General features: G+C 64.6%; 20 protein-coding genes. 15 read left to right on the top strand and 5 right to left on the bottom strand.

Annotation, left to right across the window (positions count from 1 at the left end):
- Positions 1–70 precede the first annotated feature (70 nt).
- The 5 genes from SB822_RS51755 to SB822_RS51735 all read left to right on the top strand — a co-directional run bounded on the left by SB822_RS51755 (position 71) and on the right by SB822_RS51735 (position 5,116).
- Positions 71–1,630, top strand: coding sequence for a protease pro-enzyme activation domain-containing protein (locus SB822_RS51755; protein WP_410858425.1), 1,560 nt, complete (start codon positions 71–73; stop codon positions 1,628–1,630).
- A gap of 99 nt (positions 1,631–1,729) precedes the next feature.
- Positions 1,730–3,394 carry a S10 family peptidase gene (locus tag SB822_RS51750; protein WP_410858424.1) on the top strand — a complete coding sequence of 555 codons (1,665 nt, stop codon included), beginning with the start codon at positions 1,730–1,732 and terminating at the stop codon, positions 3,392–3,394.
- Positions 3,395–3,609: 215 nt separating this feature from the next.
- Positions 3,610–4,221, top strand: a complete 612-nt coding sequence (locus SB822_RS51745; protein WP_410858423.1) for a hypothetical protein — start codon at positions 3,610–3,612, stop codon at positions 4,219–4,221.
- A gap of 87 nt (positions 4,222–4,308) precedes the next feature.
- The gene (locus SB822_RS51740; protein WP_007587346.1) at positions 4,309–4,656 is read left to right on the top strand and encodes a hypothetical protein; all 348 of its coding nucleotides are present in this window, start codon (positions 4,309–4,311) and stop codon (positions 4,654–4,656) included.
- 190 nt (positions 4,657–4,846) lie between these two features.
- Positions 4,847–5,116, top strand: coding sequence for a hypothetical protein (locus SB822_RS51735; protein ID WP_007587347.1), 270 nt, complete (start codon positions 4,847–4,849; stop codon positions 5,114–5,116).
- Positions 5,117–5,132: 16 nt separating this feature from the next.
- Here SB822_RS51735 and nadE read toward each other — a convergent pair whose 3' ends face one another.
- On the bottom strand, positions 5,133–5,969 hold the full coding sequence (gene nadE, locus SB822_RS51730) for an ammonia-dependent NAD(+) synthetase (RefSeq protein ID WP_114221659.1): 837 nt from the start codon (positions 5,967–5,969) through the stop codon (positions 5,133–5,135).
- Between the two features lie 273 nt (positions 5,970–6,242).
- On the opposite strand from nadE, the gene SB822_RS51725 reads away from it, so the two are divergent.
- Positions 6,243–7,322: a L,D-transpeptidase gene (locus SB822_RS51725; protein WP_410858422.1), complete on the top strand. Its 1,080-nt coding sequence runs from the start codon at positions 6,243–6,245 to the stop codon at positions 7,320–7,322.
- Between the two features lie 53 nt (positions 7,323–7,375).
- Here the strand turns inward: SB822_RS51725 and SB822_RS51720 are convergent, their stop codons facing one another.
- Both SB822_RS51720 and SB822_RS51715 read right to left on the bottom strand, forming a co-directional pair.
- A complete protein-coding gene (locus SB822_RS51720; RefSeq protein WP_410858421.1) occupies positions 7,376–8,257 on the bottom strand; it encodes a DMT family transporter in 882 nt (293 codons plus the stop codon).
- 119 nt (positions 8,258–8,376) lie between these two features.
- The gene (locus SB822_RS51715) at positions 8,377–9,933 is read right to left on the bottom strand and encodes an ABC1 kinase family protein (protein ID WP_410858420.1); all 1,557 of its coding nucleotides are present in this window, start codon (positions 9,931–9,933) and stop codon (positions 8,377–8,379) included.
- Positions 9,934–10,228: 295 nt separating this feature from the next.
- Between SB822_RS51715 and SB822_RS51710 the strand changes: the two genes are divergently transcribed.
- Positions 10,229–10,984: a DeoR/GlpR family DNA-binding transcription regulator gene (locus SB822_RS51710; protein ID WP_007587357.1), complete on the top strand. Its 756-nt coding sequence runs from the start codon at positions 10,229–10,231 to the stop codon at positions 10,982–10,984.
- A 30-nt stretch (positions 10,985–11,014) separates the two neighbouring features.
- On the opposite strand, the gene SB822_RS51705 is transcribed toward SB822_RS51710, so the two are convergent.
- Positions 11,015–12,124, bottom strand: coding sequence for a 2-aminoethylphosphonate--pyruvate transaminase (locus SB822_RS51705; protein ID WP_410858431.1), 1,110 nt, complete (start codon positions 12,122–12,124; stop codon positions 11,015–11,017).
- 360 nt (positions 12,125–12,484) lie between these two features.
- Between SB822_RS51705 and phnS the strand changes: the two genes are divergently transcribed.
- The 8 genes from phnS to SB822_RS51665 all read left to right on the top strand — a co-directional run bounded on the left by phnS (position 12,485) and on the right by SB822_RS51665 (position 20,755).
- A complete protein-coding gene (phnS, locus tag SB822_RS51700; protein WP_410858419.1) occupies positions 12,485–13,591 on the top strand; it encodes a 2-aminoethylphosphonate ABC transporter substrate-binding protein in 1,107 nt (368 codons plus the stop codon).
- A gap of 111 nt (positions 13,592–13,702) precedes the next feature.
- Positions 13,703–14,815 carry a 2-aminoethylphosphonate ABC transport system ATP-binding subunit PhnT gene (gene phnT / locus SB822_RS51695; protein ID WP_410858418.1) on the top strand — a complete coding sequence of 371 codons (1,113 nt, stop codon included), beginning with the start codon at positions 13,703–13,705 and terminating at the stop codon, positions 14,813–14,815.
- Positions 14,793–15,728 carry a 2-aminoethylphosphonate ABC transporter permease subunit gene (locus SB822_RS51690; RefSeq protein WP_086916464.1) on the top strand — a complete coding sequence of 312 codons (936 nt, stop codon included), beginning with the start codon at positions 14,793–14,795 and terminating at the stop codon, positions 15,726–15,728. The genes phnT and SB822_RS51690 overlap by 23 nt, the downstream gene beginning before the upstream one ends.
- Positions 15,728–16,588: a 2-aminoethylphosphonate ABC transport system, membrane component PhnV gene (gene phnV / locus SB822_RS51685; RefSeq protein WP_007740864.1), complete on the top strand. Its 861-nt coding sequence runs from the start codon at positions 15,728–15,730 to the stop codon at positions 16,586–16,588. The genes SB822_RS51690 and phnV overlap by 1 nt, the downstream gene beginning before the upstream one ends.
- Before the next feature lie 79 nt (positions 16,589–16,667).
- On the top strand, positions 16,668–17,423 hold the full coding sequence (locus SB822_RS51680; protein WP_410858430.1) for a phosphonate utilization associated transcriptional regulator: 756 nt from the start codon (positions 16,668–16,670) through the stop codon (positions 17,421–17,423).
- A gap of 53 nt (positions 17,424–17,476) precedes the next feature.
- Positions 17,477–18,736, top strand: a complete 1,260-nt coding sequence (phnA, locus tag SB822_RS51675; protein ID WP_410858417.1) for a phosphonoacetate hydrolase — start codon at positions 17,477–17,479, stop codon at positions 18,734–18,736.
- Positions 18,733–20,190: a phosphonoacetaldehyde dehydrogenase gene (gene phnY, locus SB822_RS51670; RefSeq protein ID WP_086916462.1), complete on the top strand. Its 1,458-nt coding sequence runs from the start codon at positions 18,733–18,735 to the stop codon at positions 20,188–20,190. The genes phnA and phnY overlap by 4 nt, the downstream gene beginning before the upstream one ends.
- Positions 20,191–20,194: 4 nt before the next feature.
- Positions 20,195–20,755, top strand: coding sequence for a phosphonate degradation HD-domain oxygenase (locus SB822_RS51665; protein ID WP_410858416.1), 561 nt, complete (start codon positions 20,195–20,197; stop codon positions 20,753–20,755).
- An 18-nt stretch (positions 20,756–20,773) separates the two neighbouring features.
- Here SB822_RS51665 and SB822_RS51660 read toward each other — a convergent pair.
- The coding region (locus SB822_RS51660) for a hypothetical protein (protein ID WP_410858415.1) at positions 20,774–21,019 on the bottom strand (246 nt) is incomplete at its 5' end.

Here is a 21,019-nt window from a genome sequence, read left to right as displayed (position 1 = left end):
CAACCAAGCTGGATGAGACGGGAGTCAGCGCCAGGCGCCCACGCCCGTCGACACAGGGAGAATCGCAACCATGTCGAAGCATCCATTGCCCGGCAGCGAGCGCACGCTCGCGCCCGGTTCGAAGGTGATCGCGCAGTGCGATCCGTCGGAAACGATTCAGGTCGTCGTCGTGCTGCGCCGCAAGGACGAGCCGCAGTTCGCCCAGATGATGAAAAAGATCGAAGCAGGCGCGGCGGATGCAAAGCCGCTCACGCGTGAAGAACTCGAACAGCGCTTTGGCGCATCGGCGGAAGACATTGCGAAACTGAAAGCCTTCGCTACGCAGCACGGGCTGACGGTCGTGCGTGAAGACGCGTCGGCGCGCACCGTCGTGCTGAGCGGCAAGATCGATCAGTTCCAGAAGGCGTTCGACGTTCGACTGCAGCACTACGAGCATCAATCGATGGGCCAGTTTCGTGGCCGCACGGGCGCGATCAGCGTACCCGACGATCTGAATGGCGTCGTCACTGCCGTGCTCGGTCTCGACGACCGTCCGCAAGCGCGCCCGCATTTCCGCATGCGTCCGCCGTTCCGGCCGGCGCAGGCGCAGCAGGCATCGTCGTTCACGCCGTTGCAACTCGCTTCGCTGTATCGGTTTCCGCAGGGCGACGGCAGCGGCCAGTGCATCGGCATCATCGAACTGGGCGGCGGCTATCGCACGGCCGACCTCGACAACTATTTTTCGAGCCTCGGCGTGGGCTCGCCGAAAGTCGTTGCCGTTGGTGTCGACCAGGGCGGCAACCATCCTACTGGCGATCCGAACGGACCGGACGGCGAAGTCACGCTCGACGTCGAGATCGCCGGCGCTATCGCGCCGGGCGCGACTATCGCCGTGTACTTCACGACCAACAGCGACGCGGGCTTCATCGACGCCGTCAGCCGCGCGGTGCATGACAAGACCAACAAACCGTCGGTGATTTCGATCAGCTGGGGCGCGCCGGAAAGCGTGTGGACCGCGCAGTCGATGAACGCGTTCAACGACGTGCTGCAATCGGCTGCAGCGATCGGCGTGACCGTCTGCGCGGCATCGGGCGACAGTGGCTCCGGCGACGGCGTGGGCGACGGCAGCGACCATGTCGATTTCCCCGCGTCGAGCCCGTACGTACTCGCGTGCGGCGGCACCAGCCTGCAAGGCTCGGGGCAAACGGTCTCGCACGAAGTGGTGTGGAACGACGGCGCGAACGGCGGCGCGTCGGGCGGGGGCGTGAGCGGCACGTTCCCCGTGCCGTCTTGGCAGGAAGGGCTGTCCGTATCGGGCTCGCAGGGCAAGCACGCGCTGACGGGGCGCGGCGTGCCGGACGTGGCGGGCGACGCGTCACCGCTCACCGGCTACGACGTGATCGTCGACGGCAGCAACACGGTGATCGGCGGCACCAGCGCCGTCGCGCCGCTGTGGGCCGCGCTGATCGCGCGCATCAACGGTGCGAAGGGCGCGCCCGTCGGCTTCGTCAATCCGAAGCTGTACAAGGCGGCGGGCGCCTGCAACGACATCACGCAGGGCAACAACGGCAGTTATGCCGCGACGACCGGCTGGGATGCCTGCACGGGATTGGGCAGTCCCAATGGTGTGAAGGTGGCGGCAGCTTTATAGTCTGATGAGCGGGCGCTCGCGGCTCGGGCGCCGTGCTTTTGGCGGCGATGAATGCATCGCAACAGTGGGTAACACATACAGGCATTCAATGGAGCGATCATGACGAATACAGAATCAGCTTCCGGCAGTTCGCAGTCGCCTCACAACTCACACGCCACGCAGGAAGCATCCGCTGCGAGCGCGTCTCACAAGGCCGGTGACCACCCGTTCTTCGATCCCGTCGCATATGGCAACGGGCCCGACGACTCGGTCACCGACACCAGCGAGAGCGCAGCGATCACGAAGCATTCGATCACGATCGGCGGCAAGAAGCTCAACTACACGGCAACAGCTGGCCATCTGGTAACGGTCGATCCATCCAGTTCGCTGCCGAGCGCGAAGATATTCTATGTCGCGTTCACGCAGGATAACCAGAAGGAAGAGAGCCGGCCGCTCACGTTTTTCTATAACGGCGGACCGGGCTCGTCGTCGGTGTTCGTGCTGCTGGGATCGTTCGCACCGCGCCGCATCAAGACGTCGATGCCGAGCTTCACGCCGCCCGCGCCGTATCAGATGGAAGACAACCCGGACAGCCTGCTCGACAAGAGCGACCTCATCTTTATCAACCCGGTCGGCACCGGTTATTCGGCCGCCGTCGCGCCGCGCAAGAACCGCGATTTCTGGGGCGTCGATCAGGACGCGGACTCGATCAAGCAGTTCATCAAGCGCTATCTGACGAAGAACAACCGCTGGAATTCGCCGAAGTTTCTGTTCGGCGAATCGTATGGCACGGCGCGCAGTTGCGTGCTCGCCTACAAGCTGCATGAAGACGGCGTCGATCTGAACGGCATCACGCTGCAATCGTCGATCCTCGACTACACGCAGGCGGGCAATCCCATCGGCGCGCTGCCCACAGCCGCGGCGGACGCGTGGTATCACAAGAAGCTCGGCATCGCGCCTCGGCCCACGGACCTTGGCCAGTTCGTCGAAGAGGTCGCGCAGTTCGCACGCACGGACTACCTGAACGCGTTGCGCAAGTTCCCGACCACCGACAGCGCCGTGGTCGAAAAGCTCAGCGAGTATACGGGCATCGACAAGGCCACGCTGCTTGCGTGGAGTCTCGACATAGCCGGGTACGACAGCCGGGGCAATTCGCTGTTCCTGACCACGCTGCTCAAGTCGAAGGGGCTCGCGCTCGGCGCATATGACGGCCGCGTCACCGCAATCGAAACGGGCATCGCGGGCAAGATCGATCCGAACTCGGGCGGCAACGATCCGACCATGACGGCCGTCACGGGCGTCTACACGACGATGTGGAACGTGTATCTGAACGAGCAGTTGAAGTTCACATCGAACTCGGCGTTCACGGATCTGAACGATCAGGCGTTCAAGTTCTGGGACTTCGGCCATATCGATCCGACGGGCGAGCAGAAGGGCCTCGACAGCAAGGGCAACATCATTCTCTACACGGCGGGCGACCTCGCCGCCGTGATGGCGCTCAACGTCGATCTGAAAGTGCTGTCGGCGAACGGGTTCTATGACTTCGTCACGCCGTTCTATCAGACGGTGCTCGATCTGCAGCAGATGCCGCTCCTGAGCCAGCAGGTGCGGAACAACCTGTCCGCGCGGTTCTATCCGTCGGGGCATATGGTGTATCTCGACGGCGGCTCGCGCACCGCATTGAAGGTCGATCTCGCGGCAATGTACGAGAAGGCGGTGAGCAATACGGAAGCGCTCGGGCGCGTGCGCGCATTGCAGGCGCTTACGGCTGCCAAGATGCATTGAGCGAGTCTGTTTTGATGCGTGTCATGGCGGCGCTTCCGTGCATCGGCAAGACTCCATCGGCGAGGGCATCGCGGCGCCGTAGCGATGCCCTCGATGCCGCCAGCATCGAAAAAGTGAAGCGATTCAATCTGGCTGTATTTACGTCGTGCGTCCTGGATGTGTTTTAATTGTCCTGCGAATTAACTCTTCCGCGCTACTCAAAGGCGCGCTGATTAATGAACGAAGGGAAGAAGAACGCGCTCGAGCAGGCGCACAGCATCAGTCGGATCGAATCAACTATCAGTGACGCGGGCCGCGTCACGGGTCTCGCGCGAAAGAGGCGCCTGCGCGCCATAGCGCTCGTTGCCGTGTTGGCGGGCTTGTATCTGCATGCGTCGGCGTCGTTTGCACAAGACGCGTCGATGCTCGACGAGCGCGTTTCGCAGCAGAACATCGCCACGACGATATGCCGGCCCGGCTATGCCGACACGGTTTCGCCACCGTTCGACGACATGATGGAGCTCAAGGACCGGTTGCTCGCCGAACGCGGCATCGATGCCGGGCATGGCACGCGTTACGCGCTGGATCGGCGCGTGCCGATCTTGCTGGGCGGATCGCCGGATGCGCAGGACAACCTCGATCTGTTGCCATGGGGCGGACACAAGGGCGAGCGTCGCAAGGAATTGCTTACGGCGAAGCTCAAGCGTTGCGTGTGCGAAGGGCGCATGTCGCTGGGCGAAGCGCAGGCGGCTATCGCCGGAAACTGGTCCGCACACTATGCGGGCTTCGGCAGCGCGCCGTGCGACGACGATCGCGGCGTCGCGTCGATCGGCAGCGATGGCTCCTGAGCCTGGCCGCAACTGTCGCCGGCACGTTCAATCCGCTTTCCCGAAGGCCGCGACGCGCGGCCAACCGTCACATCCTGGAGAATCAATATGAAGCAATCATTCATCGCTGCCGTCGTGGCCGCGCTCGGCTGCCTCGCGGCGAGTCATGCAGCGCTGGCCGCATCGTCGCCGTGCGGCAAGGACGACGCGCTGCAGATCCGCGGCGACACGCCGGGCGCGATCAGCTACGACGTGTACCGCCAGTTGCGCCCGCTCGACGCGCATCGTCTCTCGCTCTTTCAGGACGCCGGCACTGTGAAGCGTCTGCCTGACGGACTCGGCGTCTGCGAGATCGCCGATGACGGCGTCGCCGATCCTTCCGCCGTGCTCGTGCATGTGCCGCAAGGCGAGATGGCCTGGTGGGTCAGCGCGGCGAACGTCGAGAACGCAGACTGAGTTTGCACTGAGCTTGCCGGACCACGCGCGGGCGCCGTCTGTCGCCTGCGTTGCTCCGGGGCACGTTTCTGGCTACGCTGAAGGTCGAAACACTAACGAAACAGCACGGAAACAGCACAGCTTCGAGGTCCGGCATGCAGCGCCAATCCGGCTAGCTGCATGACTACCATCAACTGAGAGCGTGGCGCGTATGAAGATCATCGTGTGGAACATTCCCGAATCTTGCTCCGAGCAGGAAGTACGTGATTTTCTCGGCCATGAACTCGGTCACTATGCAAAAGACATCGAAGTGTTCGAGCAGGGCACGTCGAACGCGTATGCGAAAGTCGATGTCGAAGCCGACGAAGCCTATGTCGCCGAGGTCATCGCGCAGCAGTTCACCGGCAAGCAGCTGGCCGGCGTAGCGCTGCAGGTTAGCGCCGTGCCATTTGGCGGCGACGAAACGCCGCCGCGCAAATAGTCCACGCGCCGCGTGTTCAATCGAATGGCGTGTAAGGCAGCGCGCGCTTGTGATGCGTGCTGTCGTAAAAGCGCATAACGGTGTCGAACACCGCGTCGCTCACGGGCTTGCCTTCGAGAAAATCGTCGATGTCCTCGTAACGGATCCCGTAGGCGTCTTCGTCCGGACGTTGAGGGCGCAACATTTCGAGGTCGGCGGTCGGCACCTTGTGCGCGAGCGCGTCGTTGGCGCCGAGCGCCCTGGCGAGCGCGCGCACGCGCCGCTTGGTCAGGCCCGCGAGCGGCAGCACGTCGGCGCCGCCGTCGCCGAACTTCGTGAAGAAACCCATCACCGATTCCGCCGCGTGGTCCGTGCCGATCACGATGCCGCGCCGCACGCTTGCCGCCGCGTACTGCGCGATCATCCGCTGGCGCGCCTTGATGTTGCCGTGCACGAAGTCCTGTTGCGACGCGTCGGCAAAGGGCAGGCCGCTCGCGCTGAGCGAGGCGAGCATCGCGTCGGCGGCTGGGCGGATGTCGACGGTCAAGGTGTCGTCGGGACGGATGAAGGCGAGCGATTGCTGCGCATCCGCTTCGTCGTGCTGGACGCCGTACGGCAGGCGCATCGCGACGAAGCGTGCGTCGTAGTGCGCATCGCGCAGACGCTCGACGGCGAGCTGCGCGAGCCGTCCCGCCGTCGACGAATCGACGCCGCCGCTGATGCCGAGCACATAGGCCGCAAGTCCGTTCGCGCGTAGATAATCTGCGAGAAACGCGACGCGCCGCTCGATTTCGCGCGCCGCGTCGAAATGGTCCGCGACGTGCAGTTCGGCTGCAATCTGCCGCTGGCGCGCGGCGCGTTGCTGCTGGTCCATCGACGTTCTCCTTGCAAATGGCATAGATATCACCGGCGATGATGGCATGAAGTGCTGAACTCGATGCGCCGTCACACATTGTCTGGTTTAATGTGGCATACCCATAATTAAATCTGAACGATTAAGGCTTTAAATCGAGAGATGCAGTAGCCGTCCGATATCGGACAGCGCGAAAGCACGGCGCGGGCACAACGTTGCCGCACCGGAAGACGCCCGGCAGCACGCCACGAGCGGTTGCACGGGTTGGGCGACTGGCAGTGACGTTCGAACAAAATGACCAGCACAAAACAGAACAGGGTAGTCATTCCGCCTGCACGAGAGAGGGCGGATGCGCAGAGCGGCACACTGCGCAGTGATAACGGGGATAGGGCGATCGATGTGATCGCGTCGGTGTCGCGTGCGCGATTATGCGTGCGCCGATCGGTGTCGTCGTTCGGATTGTCGTTAGCGCTTTCGCTGACCTCGGCGCTTGCCATTTCCGCGTTCACACAATACGCACGTGCCGCCGATGCCCCGAAAGTCGCGTCCAATGCTGCTATCGACGCGTCCGCCGTCGCCGCGCATGATGCCGCCGGCCGCGTGGACCCGCGCCGCGCGCTGTTGTTGCGCGACGTGTTCGCGCGCAGCGTGACGCGCCGTCTGAAAGTCCCCGCAGCGGAGCAACGCGCGTACGGCGAGCGTCTGGAGCAGGGGCTCGCGCAGAACGATCTGGGCAATCTGTCGGGTGAGTATGTGGTGCTCGTCGATCGCAACGAGAACGTCCAGGCGCTCTTCATCTACTTTCGCGCGGCGCCTTTGGACGCATGGCAGATGATTGGCGCGTCGCCCGTCGCAACGGGGAGGCCGGGGCAGTTCGATCACTTCATCACGCCGCTCGGCGTGTTCGAGCACACGCCGGACAACATGGATTTCCGCGCCGAAGGCACGATGAACCAGAACGGCATTCGCGGCTACGGCGGCCACGACATGCGCATCTTCGATCTCGGCTGGGCGCAGGGCGAGCGCGGCTGGGGCAAGGGTGGCATGTCGCAGATGCGCTTCCAGATGCACGCAACCGATCCCGACAAGCTCGAGCCGATTCTCGGCGTCCGCCATTCGAAGGGCTGCGTGCGGATACCGGCATCGCTGAACGTGTTCCTCGACCACTACGGCATGCTCGACCGCGACTACGAGGCGCTCGTCGCCGACGGTCGCTCATTGTGGGTGCTGCATTCGGACCGCGTCGTGACGCCGTGGGCGGGGCGCTATATCGTCGTCGTCGATTCGCAGCGCAAGGCGCGGCCCGCGTGGTCGCCTGCGCCGAGCAGCAAGGTCCGCGCGAAGGTGCCGGCGAACGCCGACACGGCGGATTAATCGAAGGGGCGCTTCGGCGGGCGGCGCGAGAAAACCGCTGCCCGCCAGCGCAATCACGAGCGCGCGAGCAGCACACCGATCAGCGCCACGACGAAGCCTGCCACCTGCACCACCGTCAGCGTTTCACCAAAGCCGACATAGCCTTCGAGCGCGGCGAGCGGCGGCGCGAGAAACAGCAGCGCCGTCGCGCGCGACGCGTCGCCGCGCCGGACCATCCACACGAGCAGCGTGACGCTAACGCCCGACAGCATCACGATGCCCCACGCGAGCGACACCCACAGCGCCGGCGACGGAATCCACTTGTGCTCGCCGAGCGCCAGCGCGAACACGAGCACGACGATAGCCGCGCCGACATTCTGCACGGCACTCGCGCTGCGTATTTCGGCTTTCGACAGCGATGTCTTCTGGATCAGCGTGCCTGCCGTGATCGCGCACACCGCGAAAATCGACACGGTCACGACGAGCCATTCCGGCACGTTGCCCGCATGATCCGGCGCGACGCTCGCCGTTGCGGCGGCGAGCTTCGGCTCGAGCACCAGCGCGACGCCCGCGAGACCCAGCAGCATGCCCGTCCAGCCTCGCCCCGACAGACGTTCGCCGAACAGTGGCGCCGCGACGGCCGCCGTCAGCAGCGGCTGCAACGCGCCGAGCAAGGCCATGATGCCCGCGCTCATCCCTTGCGCGACGGCCCAGTAGCCCGCGCCGAGATACACGCCTTGCAGCAGCGCGCCCGCGAGCAGATGTTTGCCGAGCGCGCGGCCCCTCGGCCATTCGACGCGCGCGAACAGCGCAGCCGCCATGAACAGCAGCGCGGTGCCGCCGAAGCGCGCGAGCAGGAAGAGATTCGGATCGGCGTAGGGCTTGATCGCGCGCGCGACCACGAATCCCGTCGACCAAAGGACCACGAAAACAACGGCATTGAAGACAACCAGCATCGGATGACTCGAACAGCGGACACAAGGCTCGCAGTATCGGGCAAAGCGTGCGTGGCAGTCTTGTTCGAAGCTGCACTTCGCGCAGCGTGGGCAACGAAGCGCTTCGAAAAAAGCCGCGCTCAGTACGTGAGCACCACGGCAATCGCGCCGAGCAGACCGCCGCAAACCGTGCACGCCCATAAGAGGGAGCGCGTGCGCCGGTATTCGAGCAGCACGTCGCTGACGAGCTGGGCCTGTTGCCTGACCGTCGTGACTTCGTGCCGATGCTGCAGATACTGCACCGCAAGCTGCGGGATGCGCGGCACGAGATGCGCGAGATGCGGCAACTCCTGCGCGAGATGCTTGACCCAGCCGCGATGATCGAACTCGCGGCGCGCGAGCGTAGCCAGCACCGAGCGCGCGATCTGCCATGAATCGATGCCCGGATGCAGCGCGTTCGCCAGTATCTCCGCCTGGCCGAACGCGCGCTGCGCGGCGGCGAGCCGCGGCGGCACATCGCCGCCGAACGGGTGCACGGCAAACAGCAGATGATGGAATAACGCGCCCGCCGAGCGTTCGTGCGACTGCGGCGCGAAATGCGCTTCGGCGCGCGTGCGCAGTTCGGCTTCGAGCTTCTCGGGGCGCGTGTCCTGCGACACATGGCCCGCATCGCGATGCAGATGCGCGAGCCGTCCATAGTCCTGCTCGAACAGCGCCGTCGCGCCGTGCACGAAGAACTCGCGCTCCTGCGACGACAAACTCGACATCACCGCGAAGTCCGCGAGCACGATGCGCCCGAGCGTGTCCGGATCGATGCTCACGCGCACGCGCGCTGCATCGAACGTTGCGTGGAAGAAGCCGTGCTCGAAGGCCTGCTCGGTGACGACTTCGATAATGTGCCCGGCAAGCGGCGCGAGCTTCACGCCGCGCGCCGACAGACCGGCGAAATCGAGCGCGGGCAGCGATTCGATATGCTGCATCGCGAGCGTGCGGTCGGTGCAAAGCTCCCAGATCACGGCGGGAATCGCGAGACGCTTGTCGCCGTCGAAATGATGCGCGGTCTGACTCAGGTTCGCGGCTTCGGCGCGCAGATCGAAGCGGCGCAGGATTTCCTGCGTGAAGGCATTGGCGAACTCGCGCAGGCGCAGACGGCGAGCGTTCTTCGAGAGCTTCTCCATCCAGCGCGCGACCCAGCGCAGCAGGGCGGCCTCGTCGGCGATTTCCTGGACTTGCGCGACGCGCACGAGCTTGAGCGCAATGTCGCGATGCCCGTCGATCGGCACGGCCAGCCGCGCGACATGCGTCTGCTCGGCAAAGCCGTTTTTCGCGGGCGTCAGATCAATCGATGCAAACAGCGTCGACACCGGCCGGCCGAGCGCTGCCGCTATCGCATGCTCGACCTGGTCGGGCGGCAAGGGCGCTTCGAGGTGGCTGACGGCGTCGATTGCGTCATGCAGCGTGCCTGTCGCGAGTTCGGGGCGGCGCGCGAGCGCTTCGGCGAACGCGCTCGCCAGCGGGCCGAGATTGGGCAACGCGCGATGCACGCCGGCGCGCCCGCCCGGCGACTCGTGCACGCGTGAAACGAGCGTGACGATCCAGTGCAGCTTGTGATGCTCGGGCGCGGCGAGCCAGATCAGACGGGCGCCATAGCGCAACGCGTGAAACAGCAGTCGTAGTCGGCGAAACAGAGGTGGCATCGGCGGTTGGTTCGAGCGCATCGGCGATGCGAGAGAAGACCGCTCAGATTAGCAGGGATGCGGCGCGCGGAACATCCGCAGCTTTGCGACGCGGGCGGTTCAAGGGCATGTGAGGGGCATATGAAGGGCATACGCCGACCGTCCGCCAACGGTAATCCAGCGAAGGCCCGACAGTCCGCCCACAGCCAGCACACGTTCCTTCCGCGCCGGGTCTCCATGCGTAATACAATACGGCGCGGGCTTGCCCGATCCCTGAATACACGCTCGCCGCCTGACAGCGGCCAACCATATCGAGATGCTGGCAGAACAACGTCATCAATATATTCTGGCTCAGGTCACGAAGACGGGCGCACTGTCGGTCGCGGAGCTGGTTCGCGAGCTCAACGTATCGCGCGAGACGATCCGCCGCGACCTGAACGCGCTCGCCGAGCGCGGCCTGATCGTGACGACGCACGGCGGCGCGCTGTCGAGCGACCGGCGCGAGCCGGACCTCGATACCCGCGACGCCGCGAACGCCAGCGCAAAGCGCGCTATCGGCGAGCGCGCGGCGCAACTGGTGCCCGACGGCGCGTCGGTCATCATCGATTCGGGCAGCACGACGCACGCGGCCGCACGCGCGCTGACCGACCGCCACCGGCTGACCGTCTACACGAACGACTGGCGCATCGCGCTGCTGCTCGGCCGGCGCAACGACAACCGCGTGACGCTGCTCGGCGGCGAGCTGTCGGACAACGAAGACGCCGCGTTCGGCCTCGATACGATCACCCAGCTGTCGCACTATCACGCGGACTTCGCGCTGATCGGCGCGGGCGGCATCACGCCGGACGCGCAGCTGTCCGATTACTCGCGCATGGCGGCCGAGGTGCGCTGCCGGATGATCGGCGCGGGCAATACGGTCATCGTCGTCGCCGACAATTCGAAGTTCGGTCGCGTGACGCCCGTGCGTATCGAAGGGATGGAGAAGGCGCGCTACGTCGTCACGGAACTCGCGCCCGACCGCGCGCTCGCGAAGGCGATCACCGCGCGCGGCCCTGAAATCCTGATCGCGTGAGTGTCGCGCTTCGCATTGCTTCCGCCTTGCTTACTTCACGCTGATGCCGAGGTCCGCCAGCGTCCGGCCGATCGCGGCGACGGCGTTGTGCATCTCGTTTGCGTCGATCGCGCCGATACAGCCGACGCGGAACGTCTCCACTTGCGTCAGCTTGCCCGGATACAGGACGTACCCGGCCTCGCGCACGGCTGCATAAAACTGCACAAATTGCCACTTCGCGTCGCGCGGCGCGTGGAACGTGACGATCACGGGCGCCTGCACGTCCGCCGGCAGAAACGTCTCGAAGCCGAGCGCCTTCATGCCGTCGACGAGCGCCGCGCAGTTACGCGCATAGCGCGCGCCGCGCGCGGGCTGGCCGCCTTCCGCGATGAACTGGTCGAGGGCAGTGCGCAGCGCGGCGACCACGTGCGTCGGTGGCGTAAAGCGCCATTGTGTGGTCTTTTGCATGTACGCGAACTGATCGTACAGGTCGAGCGCCAGCGACGGCGAGCGGCCTTCGCACGCTTCGAGCACGCTGCGCCGCACGATCACGAAGCCCATACCGGGCACGCCTTCCAGACACTTGCCGCTGGCCGACACCAGCGCGTCGATGCCGCTGTCGCGCAGGTCGATGGGCAGCGCGCCGAACGAACTCATCGCGTCGACGATCAGGCGCTTGCCGTGGTGCTTGCAGACGGCGGCGATCGCGTCGAGCGGATTGAGCAGGCCTGCGCTCGTCTCCAGATGAACCTGCGCGACGTGCGTGATGCGCGGGTCGTCGTTGAACGCGTCTTCGATGGCGGCGGCGCTCACGGGTTCGTCCTCGCGCAGCGCCAGTTCCACATACGCGATGCCCATGCGCTGCAGCACCTTGATGATGCGCGCGCAGTAAGCGCCGTTGTTCGGCACCAGCACACGGCCGTCGCGCGGCACCAGCGTGCCGAGCGCCGCTTCGACGGCGAACGTGCCGCTGCCCTGGAGCGGCACGCACACGTAGTCATTTTCGCCATGTACGATCTCGACGAGATCGGCGCAGACGCTGTGCGTCATGCGGTTGAACGCGGTGTCCCACGATCCCCAGTCGCGCAGCATCGACTGACGCGTGACGGGCGAGGTCGTCAGCGGTCCCGGCGTGAGCAGGATCGGGTCGTTTCCAGAAATCACACAGCCTCCTTCGAATGGGTCGGTTGCGCCGTTGCGGGCGCATATTGCATTGCCTGTTGTATTGCCGGCTGCTTTGCATATTATTGGCTATTTGTGTCATTTTGTGGAAATCGGCAGAATCTTCACGTCGGTGTCACAAAAAAAGACGATCCTTGCCGTGCCCGTTCAGGCAAGGCAGCCCATAACGCGTAATCGTCGGAGGGATGCCTTGGCGCAAACGCCGCAAAAAAAGTTGTCAGCAATCTGCAATCTCAGCGGCTCCGGCCGCGACGTCAGGCGGACAGCGCGCCCGAAGCGCGGTCCGGACACCACCACTAACGGGTTACCCACAGGTTTTTGCCTTTCGGAGAGAACGATATGAAAAAGACGGATCACCTTCGCTCGACGGGCCGCGTTTGTCGTATTGGCCAAACGGCTCGCAAGCTGCTGCCCGCGCTGGTCGCGGCGGCGGCGTTCGGCGGCGCGATGTCCGCGCACGCGGCGGGCGCGGTCGTGCTGTACACGGCTGACGGCCTCGAAAATCTCTACAAGGACGTGCTGCCCGCGTTCGAGAAGCAGGAAGGCGTGAAGGTCAACATCGTGACGGCAGGCAGCGGCGAAGTCGTGAACCGCGCAACCGTCGAAAAGGATGCGCCGAAGGCCGACGTGCTCGTCACGCTGCCGCCGTTCATCCAGACGGCGGCGCAGTCGGGCCTGCTGCAGAACTATCAGAGCGTGAACTACAAGAACGTGCCCGACATCGCGAAGGCGTCCGATGGAGCGTGGGCGACGTTCGTGAACAACTATTTCTCGTTCGCGATCAACCCGGAAGTGGTGAAGAGCCAGCCGAAGACGTTCGCCGATCTGCTGCACCCGGACTACAGCGGCAAGGTCGCGTACTCGAACCCGGCGACGGCGGGCGACGGCATGGCCGTGATCATCCTGACCACGTCGCTGATGGGCGAAGACAAGGCGTTCGACTATCTGAAGAAGCTCGAACAGAGCGCCAAGTTCCACACCAAGGGCACGGGCTACCTCGACGTGCTGCTCTCGCGTAACGAAATCGCGGTGGCGAACGGCGACCTGCAGATGGATCTCGACGACGCGGCCAATGGCGGCCTGTCGATCAAGCCGATCTTCCTCGCAGCCGACGCGGGCAGCCAGCCGACCACGTTCCAGCTGCCGTACGCGATCGGCCTGATCAAGAACGGTCCGAACCAGGCGGCAGGCAAGAAGCTGATCGACTATCTGATGTCGACGGAAGTGCAGTCGAAGGTGCCGGACATCTTCGGCATTCCGGGCCGCACCGACGTTCAGCTTTCGGGCAAGAACGGCGCAGCCGTCAAGCAGGCGATCTCGGGCGTGAAGCTGATTCCCGTCGACTGGAACCAGGTGATGGCGAAGAAGGCTGACTGGACGGCCCGCTGGAAGAGCGAAGTGATCGGCAATTCGGGCAAGCAGCTCGAAGTCGTCAAGCCGAAGTAATTACGGCATCTGATGGAACGCGCGGCGTGATGATCGTTGAAACGCTCGTCACGCCGCGCAAATAGCATTCTGGCGCTTGCATGCGCCAACCAAAGTCACCAACGTAGGAGGATGGACCCGGTGAACACAGTAACGACTCTTGCTGGTTCGGGCGCGCTGGACGCCACGCCGCGCGCGCAAGGCGTCGCGCAGACGGGCGCGCCCGGCGGCGTGCAGATCGAACATCTGACTGTGCGCTTCGGCTCGCGCACGGTGCTCGACGATCTGTCGCTGACGATCGAGCGCGGCGAACTGTTGACCGTGCTCGGCCGCAGCGGCTGCGGCAAGACGACGTTGCTGCGCTTTATCGCCGGTTTCATCGAAGCGGACGGCCTTGCAGGCACGTTGACGGTCGCGGGCCGCGACCTCACGCATGTGCCGCCGCACAAGCGCAATCTGGGCCTGCTGTTCCAGAGCTACGCGCTGTTCCCGCATTTGTCCGTGTTCGAGAACGTCGCGTTCGGTCTGCGCGCGCGGCGCATCTCGACCAAGGAAATCGCGCGGCGTGTCGCCGACGCGCTGAAGCTCGTGCAGCTCGGCGACTCTGGCCACGTGATGCCTGCGCAACTATCGGGCGGCATGCAGCAGCGCGTGGCGCTCGCGCGTGCGCTCGTGATCGAGCCGGATGTGCTGCTGCTCGACGAACCGCTTTCCGCGCTCGACGCCAATCTGCGCGCGTCGGTGCGCTCCGAACTGAAGGCGCTGCATGAGCGCCTGCCGAATCTGACCATTGTCTGCGTGACGCACGACCAGGACGACGCGCTCGTGCTGTCCGACCGTACGCTGCTGATGCGCGAAGGCCAGATCGCGCAGCTCGGCACGCCGCAGGAACTGTACGACAAGCCCAACGACGCGTTCGTCGCGCGCTATCTCGGGGCGGCCAATCTGCTGCCGCCGAGCGTCGCGTTTGCACTCGGCGACGCGCGTTACGGCGAGCGCGACCGCGTCGCGTGTCTGCGTCCCGAAGCGATGCGCATCGTGCCGCTCGGCGAAGGCCAGTTGCACGGCACGATTTCGACGGTCGAATGGTACGGCTCGGTGCTGGCCGTGCAGGTCGCCCTCGACGCGATGCCCAACGAACCCGTGCAGGTGTCGATGCAGCGCGGCACCGGCATGACGCCCGAAAAGGGCGCGCGGATTTCCTTGCGTTACGAGGCAGACGATGTCGTCCTTATTCAGCCCTGACGCCAGCCCCGACGCGCTCGCGCAAGCGGCTGACGCACGCCGCGCCGCGACGGCCGCCTCGCACGCGGCGGCCAGGCGCCGGCGCGAGCGCCTGTCGCAATATCATCTGGCGTTTCTCGCTGTCTTCGTGCTCGGTCCGCTGGTGATTTATCCGCTCGTGCGCCTCGTGTTGCTGAGCCTGTCGGGCGAGCATGGACTGAGCTTTCACGCTTACGCGACGTTCTTCCAGAATCCGGAAACGAGCGGCGTGATCGGCACGACGCTGTGGATTCTTTTTGCGAGCGCCGGGCTCGCGTCGCTGCTCGGTGTCGCGCTCGCGTCGCTGCTGTTCTTCAAGCCGTTTCCGGGCGCGCGGCTCGTCACGCGGTTTCTGGAACTGTTCGTCGCGTTCCCGTCGTTTCTGGTCGCGTTCACGCTGATCTTTCTGTACGGCTCGCAAGGCTCCGTCAGCATCGGACTGCAACGGCTCTTCCATCTCGAAGCGCCGCCGCTCGACTTCCTGTTCGGCATCGGCGGCGTGATTCTCGCGGAAGTGGTGTTCTACGCGCCGTTCGTCGTGCGTCCGACGCTCGCGTCGTTTGCGATGCTCGACATGCGTCTGATCGAAGCCGCGCGCAGCCTCGGCGCGAACGGCTGGATGGTCGCGTTCCGCGTGATCCTGCCGCTCGCGTGGCCGGGCATCGCGGCGGGCACAATCCTGTGCTTTCTGCTGACGCTCAATGAGTTCGGCATTCTGCTCGTGCTCGGCAGCGCGCATCTGATCACACTGCCCGTGGCGATCTACAGCTCCGCCACCGTTGATCTCGATCTGCCGACGGCGGCCGCTGGCGCCGTCGTGATGCTGGCGATGTCGCTGTCGTTGTATGCGCTGTACCGTCAGGTCAACAAGCGCAAGGTGAGAGGAGCGAAGTAATGTCCGATCTCGATCAAACCGTGCTGCCCGCCGTGCAGCATCGCGCGCGGCCCGTTCAACACGGATTCGTCGCGCGCCTCACGGGCGGGCTCTTCATGGCGTTCGCCGCGCTGTTGTGCTTCTGGCTGTTCGTGCTGCCCGTGATCGTGGTCGCGCTGTCGAGCGTCGCTGCGCACTGGTCGGGCACGATCCTGCCGGACGGCTTCAGCATGCGCTGGTTCGAGCGGCTTGGCGGCAGCGATTTCGATGCGCTCGTGACCAGCTTGCAGATCGGCTTCGGCGTCGCGGTCCTCGGCACGATTCTCGGTCTGTGGCTGGCGCTCGCGCTCGAAGGCCGCGACCGGCGCGGCCTCGGCGCGCTCGTCGATACGATCGCGATGGTGCCCAACGGCGTGCCGAGCGTCGTGCTCGGTCTCGCTGTGCTGATCGCGTATCACAAGAAGCCGCTCGATCTGTCGAGTTCCGCTGCCATCGTCGTGTTCGTTCAGTTGGCGCTGGTGCTGCCGTTTTGCTATCGCTGCGCGGCGGCTGCGTTGCGGCCCGAGCTGACCGTGTTGCGCGAAGCGGCTGCAAGCCTCGGTGCGCCGCCGTCGATGGTGCTGCGCCGTGTCGTGCTGCCGCAACTGGTGCCCGCGATCCGCGCGTCGCTTGCGCTCGGCTTCGCGCTGTCGCTCGGTGAACTGGGCGCAACGCTCACCGTTTATCCGCCGGGTTTTGCGACGGTGCCGATCGTCGTCGTCGGACAGGTCGAACGCGGCTATTACCTGCCGGCGTCGGCGCTGTCGCTGATTCTGCTGATCGCGTCGCTCGCTGCGCTGATGCTGATTGCCGCCCGCGTGCCGCGTCGCCGCGTGGACTGATCGTCAACGTTTCCTGATTTTTCGTGAGGTGTGCCAAGGCCGGCACACCACGCATGTAAATGTGGCAAATATTGTCGAAATGACCGAAAATATGGAAATTGACTCGGGCGACCGGATCGAAGTGGTCAGGCGGCATTCGTTGACGGCGTTGGTGCGCGACGAGATCGAACGGCACATCGTCGACGGCAAGCTGGCGCCTGGCGACAAGCTAAACGAAGCGGATTGGGCTGCGCGTCTGCAGGTGTCGCGCGGGCCGGTGCGCGAGGCGTTTCGCGCGCTGGAGCAGGCGGGGCTGGTGCGCAACGAGAAGAACCGTGGCGTGTTCGTGCGGACTGTGTCGCTGGCGGAAGCCGACGAGATCTACGCCGTGCGCGCGGTGCTCGAAGAGGCGGCGTGCCGGATGCTGGCCTCGCGTATCGATGCTGTGCAACTGGCGGCGCTGCGCGCGCATGTCGACGCGATGCGCGCCGCGCTCGATGCCGGCGATCACGACGCGTATGCGCGCGCCAACGTCGCGTTTCACGACGCGATCGTCGCGACGGCGGGCAACGGCAAGCTGTACGAGACGTATCGCAGGCTGGTGGGTGAGTTGAGTCTGTTCCGGCGCGCCGCGCTGGGTGTACGGAGCGATGCGATGGAGCGCTCGCTTGCCGAGCATCGCGCGATTCTCTCGGCGCTCGCCGCGCGCAATGCGGACGAGGCCGCTCAGCTGATGCTCGCGCATGTGGACGGCGGCAGGCAGCGCGCGCATGAGGCCGCGCATGAAGCCGTCGAGCCGCGCGCGCCGAACGGAACGGACGACGGCAATGACGGGTTGAGCGCGTTGCTCGCCTGAACTGGCCTGAACGAATCAAGAACACGCGTCGGCGACGCGTAGGGAAGAGTGCAATGGCAATCCAATCCGAACGTAATGTTGAAGTGAATGGCCGCAGCTACCGGCTGCCCGTCAAGCCGACGGTGGTCGTGTGTGTCGACGGCTGCGAGTACGACTATCTGGAAGCGGCCGTGAACGCGGGCGTCGCGCCCTTTATCGGCAAGATGTTGCGCGACGGCGCGGCATTCAAGGCCGACTGCGTGATTCCGTCGTTCACCAACCCGAACAACCTGTCCATCGTCTGCGGCGTGCCGCCTTCCGTGCATGGCATTTGCGGCAACTACTTCTGGGACCCGCAGGCCAACGACGGCAAGGGCGCGGAAGTGATGATGAACGACCCCGCCTATCTCCGCGCGCCGACGCTGCTCGCCGCTGCCGCCGATGCAGGTGCCGCCGTCGCCGTCGTCACGGCCAAAGACAAACTGCGCCGCCTGCTCGGCAACAAGATGAAGGGCATCTGCTTCTCGGCGGAAAAGGCCGACAAGGTGACGCTCGACGAGAACGGTATCGACGACGTGCTGGGGCTGGTTGGTCTGCCCGTGCCCGACGTGTACAGCGCGGATCTTTCCGAATTCGTGTTCGCGGCGGGCGTGCGGCTCGCGCAGACGCGCAAGCTCGACCTGATGTATCTGTCGACCACTGACTATATCCAGCACAAATGGGCGCCCGGCACGGAAGGCGCGAACGCCTTCTACGCAATGATGGACGGCTATCTGGCGCAGCTCGACGCGCTCGGCTGGGTGATCGGTCTCACCGCCGACCACGGAATGAATGCCAAGCACGACCCGCAGACGGGCGAGCCGAACGTGATCTATCTGCAGGACGTGATGGACGAATGGCTCGGCGCGCGCGCGGCCCGCGTGATTCTGCCGATCACCGATCCGTACGTCGTGCACCACGGCGCGCTCGGTTCGTTCGCGACGATTTACCTGCCGCCCGATGCGAATGCGCGGCAGGTGATCGAACGTCTTGCTGGCTTGAAGGACATTGAAGTCGTGCTCGACAACCAGGCGGCGTGCGAGCGCTTCGAGTTGCCGAACGATCGCGTGGGCGACATCGTCGTCGTCAGCAAGAAGAATACGGCGCTCGGCACGCGCCGCGATGAACACGACCTGTCTGGGTTGACCGTGCCGCTGCGTTCGCATGGCGGCATCTCGGAGCAGGTGGTGCCGCTGATCTTCAATCGACGCATCGACGAAGCACGTGTCGCGGGCAAGCGCTTGCGCAATTTCGACGTGTTCGACCTTGCGTTAAACAATGTGGCGGCCTCATGAACGCAATCCTGCAGTCCAACGACCATCCCGCGTTTCGCGCGGAAGCGCTGCGTCTGAAGGGCGAGCGCGCAGCCCGCGCACGTACGCTCGATGTGTTCGATCCGTATTCGGGCATGCGCGTCGGCACGGTGCCGATGGCGAGCGTCGACGATGTGCGCGCGGCTTTCGAATACGCAGGCGCTTATCAGGCGACGCTCTCGCGTTACGAGCGCTCGCAGATTCTCGAGCGCGCGGGGATTCTGCTGCGCGAGCGGCTCGAAGCGGCGTCGGATCTGATCTCGCTCGAATCGGGCTTGTCGAAGCAGGACTCGCGCTATGAAATCGGCCGCGTGGCCGACGTGCTGAAGTTTGCATCGATTGAAACCTTGCGCGACGACGGTCAGAGCTTCTCGTGCGATGTGACGCCGCACGGCAAGAAGCGGCGCGTGTTCACGCAGCGCGATCCGCTCGCGGGCGTGATCGTCGCAATCACGCCGTTCAATCACCCGATGAACCAGGTCGCGCACAAGATCGCGCCGTCCATCGCGACGAATAATCGCGTGATCCTGAAGCCGTCGGAGAAGGTGCCGCTGTCGGCCTATTTTCTCGCCGATGTTCTGTATGAAGCGGGTCTGCCCGCGCCGATGCTGCAGGTGCTCACAGGCGACCCGCGCGAAATCGCCGATGAACTGATCACGAATCCGCTCGCCGAACTCGTCACGTTTACGGGCGGCGTGGCGATCGGCAAGCATATCGCCGAGCGCGCGGGCTACCGGCGCGTCGTGCTGGAACTCGGCGGCAACGATCCGCTGATCGTGCTCGAAGACGCGGATATCGAGCGCGCGGCCGCACTGGCCGTGCAGGGTTCGTACAAGAACTCGGGACAGCGCTGCACGGCCGTCAAACGGATCATCGTGCAGAAGAGCATCGCTGCGCGCTTTACGGAACTGGTCGTCGAGAAGACGCGCGAATGGACGTACGGCGATCCGTTCGATACGTCGAACCAGATGGGCACCGTCATCGACGCCGAAGCGGCGCGGCTGTTCGAAGCGCGCGTGAATGAAGCTGTCGCGCAGGGCGCGCGCCTGTTGACGGGCAACCAACGCAAGGGCGCGCTGTATGCGCCGACGGTCGTCGATCAGGTCGATCCGTCGATGACGCTGATTCGCGAGGAAACGTTCGGTCCCGTCTCGCCGATCATCACGTTCGACACGATCGAAGACGCGATCCGCATCAGCAATGGCACGCCGTTCGGTTTGTCGTGCGGGCTGTGCACGAACCGGCAGGATGTGATTCCGCGCTTCATCAACGAACTGCGCGTCGGCACAGTGAACGTGTGGGAAGTGCCGGGGTATCGCGTCGAGCTGACGCCGTTCGGCGGCATCAAGGATTCGGGGCTCGGATACAAGGAAGGCGTGCAGGAAGCGATGAAGAGCTTCACGAATCTCAAGACCTTTTCTCTTCCGTGGGAGTGATGTTGTGGCATTGAATCTCGACGACATTCGCGGACTGTTCGAAGCGCACGGCCAGCTTGCCTATAGCGGCGAGCCGGTGACGCAACTCGAGCATGCATTGCAAAGCGGCGCGCTGGCGGAATCGGAAGGCGCCGCTGAGGAGCTGGTCGCTGCGGCCTTTCTGCATGACCTCGGGCATCTGCTGAACCGGCAGGGCGAGACGCCGACCGCGCGCGGTATCGACGATCTGCATCAATACTTCGCGTTGCCGTTCTTGCGGCCGGTGTTGCCGGAGGCGGTGCTGGAGCCGATTCGGCTGCACGTCGATGCGAAGCGCTGCCTGTGCGCTATCGATGCGGCGTACTTTGGGAAGTTGTCAGTGGATTCCGTGCGCAGTCTCGAACTGCAAGGCGGCATATTCAGTGACGACGAGGCGCAGGTGTTCCTGAAGAAGCCGTTTGCCGAGGATGCGCTGCGTTTGCGTCGCTGGGACGATCTGGCGAAAGAAGCGAATCGCGCGACACCGGATCTCGATCATTATCTAAATCTCGTGTCGCGCGTGATGGAGCGGCATGCTGGCGTTTGACTTTCACGCGTACTTGCCTCATATGTCATGCGTTTTACGCACATCAAAAAACCGCTTGCAACCACGCAGGCAAGTGTCTAGAATTCCGGTCTTTCGCGCTGCGGCCAACGCGGCGCGAGGGAAACGAGGAAGGCGGGAGAGCCAGCATTGACGGGGCTTTCCGGTGGAGTCGGCGGGTTGGGAAGTTAAAAAAACCGGTTGACGAAGCGAAAAAGGTTCTTCATAATCTCGTTTCTCTGCTGCTGACGCAGCAACGTGGTGAAA

The organism is Paraburkholderia sp. SIMBA_054, from assembly GCF_046534875.1.
GTDB classification, from domain to species: Bacteria; Pseudomonadota; Gammaproteobacteria; order Burkholderiales; family Burkholderiaceae; genus Paraburkholderia; species Paraburkholderia hospita.
Note: the sequence above shows the minus strand (reverse complement) of the source record. Positions and strands in the feature narration are given on the sequence as shown.

Excerpts from the sequence above, each read along its gene's own strand:
- SB822_RS51755 (WP_410858425.1), top strand. The coding sequence starts at position 71 with ATGTCGAAGCATCCATTGCCCGGCAGCGAGCGCACGCTCGCGCCCGGT.
- SB822_RS51750 (WP_410858424.1), top strand. The coding sequence starts at position 1,730 with ATGACGAATACAGAATCAGCTTCCGGCAGTTCGCAGTCGCCTCACAAC.
- SB822_RS51745 (WP_410858423.1), top strand. The coding sequence starts at position 3,610 with ATGAACGAAGGGAAGAAGAACGCGCTCGAGCAGGCGCACAGCATCAGT.
- SB822_RS51740 (WP_007587346.1), top strand. The coding sequence starts at position 4,309 with ATGAAGCAATCATTCATCGCTGCCGTCGTGGCCGCGCTCGGCTGCCTC.
- SB822_RS51735 (WP_007587347.1), top strand. The coding sequence starts at position 4,847 with ATGAAGATCATCGTGTGGAACATTCCCGAATCTTGCTCCGAGCAGGAA.
- nadE (WP_114221659.1), bottom strand. The coding sequence starts at position 5,969 with ATGGACCAGCAGCAACGCGCCGCGCGCCAGCGGCAGATTGCAGCCGAA.
- SB822_RS51725 (WP_410858422.1), top strand. The coding sequence starts at position 6,243 with ATGACCAGCACAAAACAGAACAGGGTAGTCATTCCGCCTGCACGAGAG.
- SB822_RS51720 (WP_410858421.1), bottom strand. The coding sequence starts at position 8,257 with ATGCTGGTTGTCTTCAATGCCGTTGTTTTCGTGGTCCTTTGGTCGACG.
- SB822_RS51715 (WP_410858420.1), bottom strand. The coding sequence starts at position 9,933 with ATGCCACCTCTGTTTCGCCGACTACGACTGCTGTTTCACGCGTTGCGC.
- SB822_RS51710 (WP_007587357.1), top strand. The coding sequence starts at position 10,229 with ATGCTGGCAGAACAACGTCATCAATATATTCTGGCTCAGGTCACGAAG.
- phnS (WP_410858419.1), top strand. The coding sequence starts at position 12,485 with ATGAAAAAGACGGATCACCTTCGCTCGACGGGCCGCGTTTGTCGTATT.
- phnT (WP_410858418.1), top strand. The coding sequence starts at position 13,703 with ATGGACCCGGTGAACACAGTAACGACTCTTGCTGGTTCGGGCGCGCTG.
- SB822_RS51690 (WP_086916464.1), top strand. The coding sequence starts at position 14,793 with ATGTCGTCCTTATTCAGCCCTGACGCCAGCCCCGACGCGCTCGCGCAA.
- phnV (WP_007740864.1), top strand. The coding sequence starts at position 15,728 with ATGTCCGATCTCGATCAAACCGTGCTGCCCGCCGTGCAGCATCGCGCG.
- SB822_RS51680 (WP_410858430.1), top strand. The coding sequence starts at position 16,668 with ATGACCGAAAATATGGAAATTGACTCGGGCGACCGGATCGAAGTGGTC.
- phnA (WP_410858417.1), top strand. The coding sequence starts at position 17,477 with ATGGCAATCCAATCCGAACGTAATGTTGAAGTGAATGGCCGCAGCTAC.
- phnY (WP_086916462.1), top strand. The coding sequence starts at position 18,733 with ATGAACGCAATCCTGCAGTCCAACGACCATCCCGCGTTTCGCGCGGAA.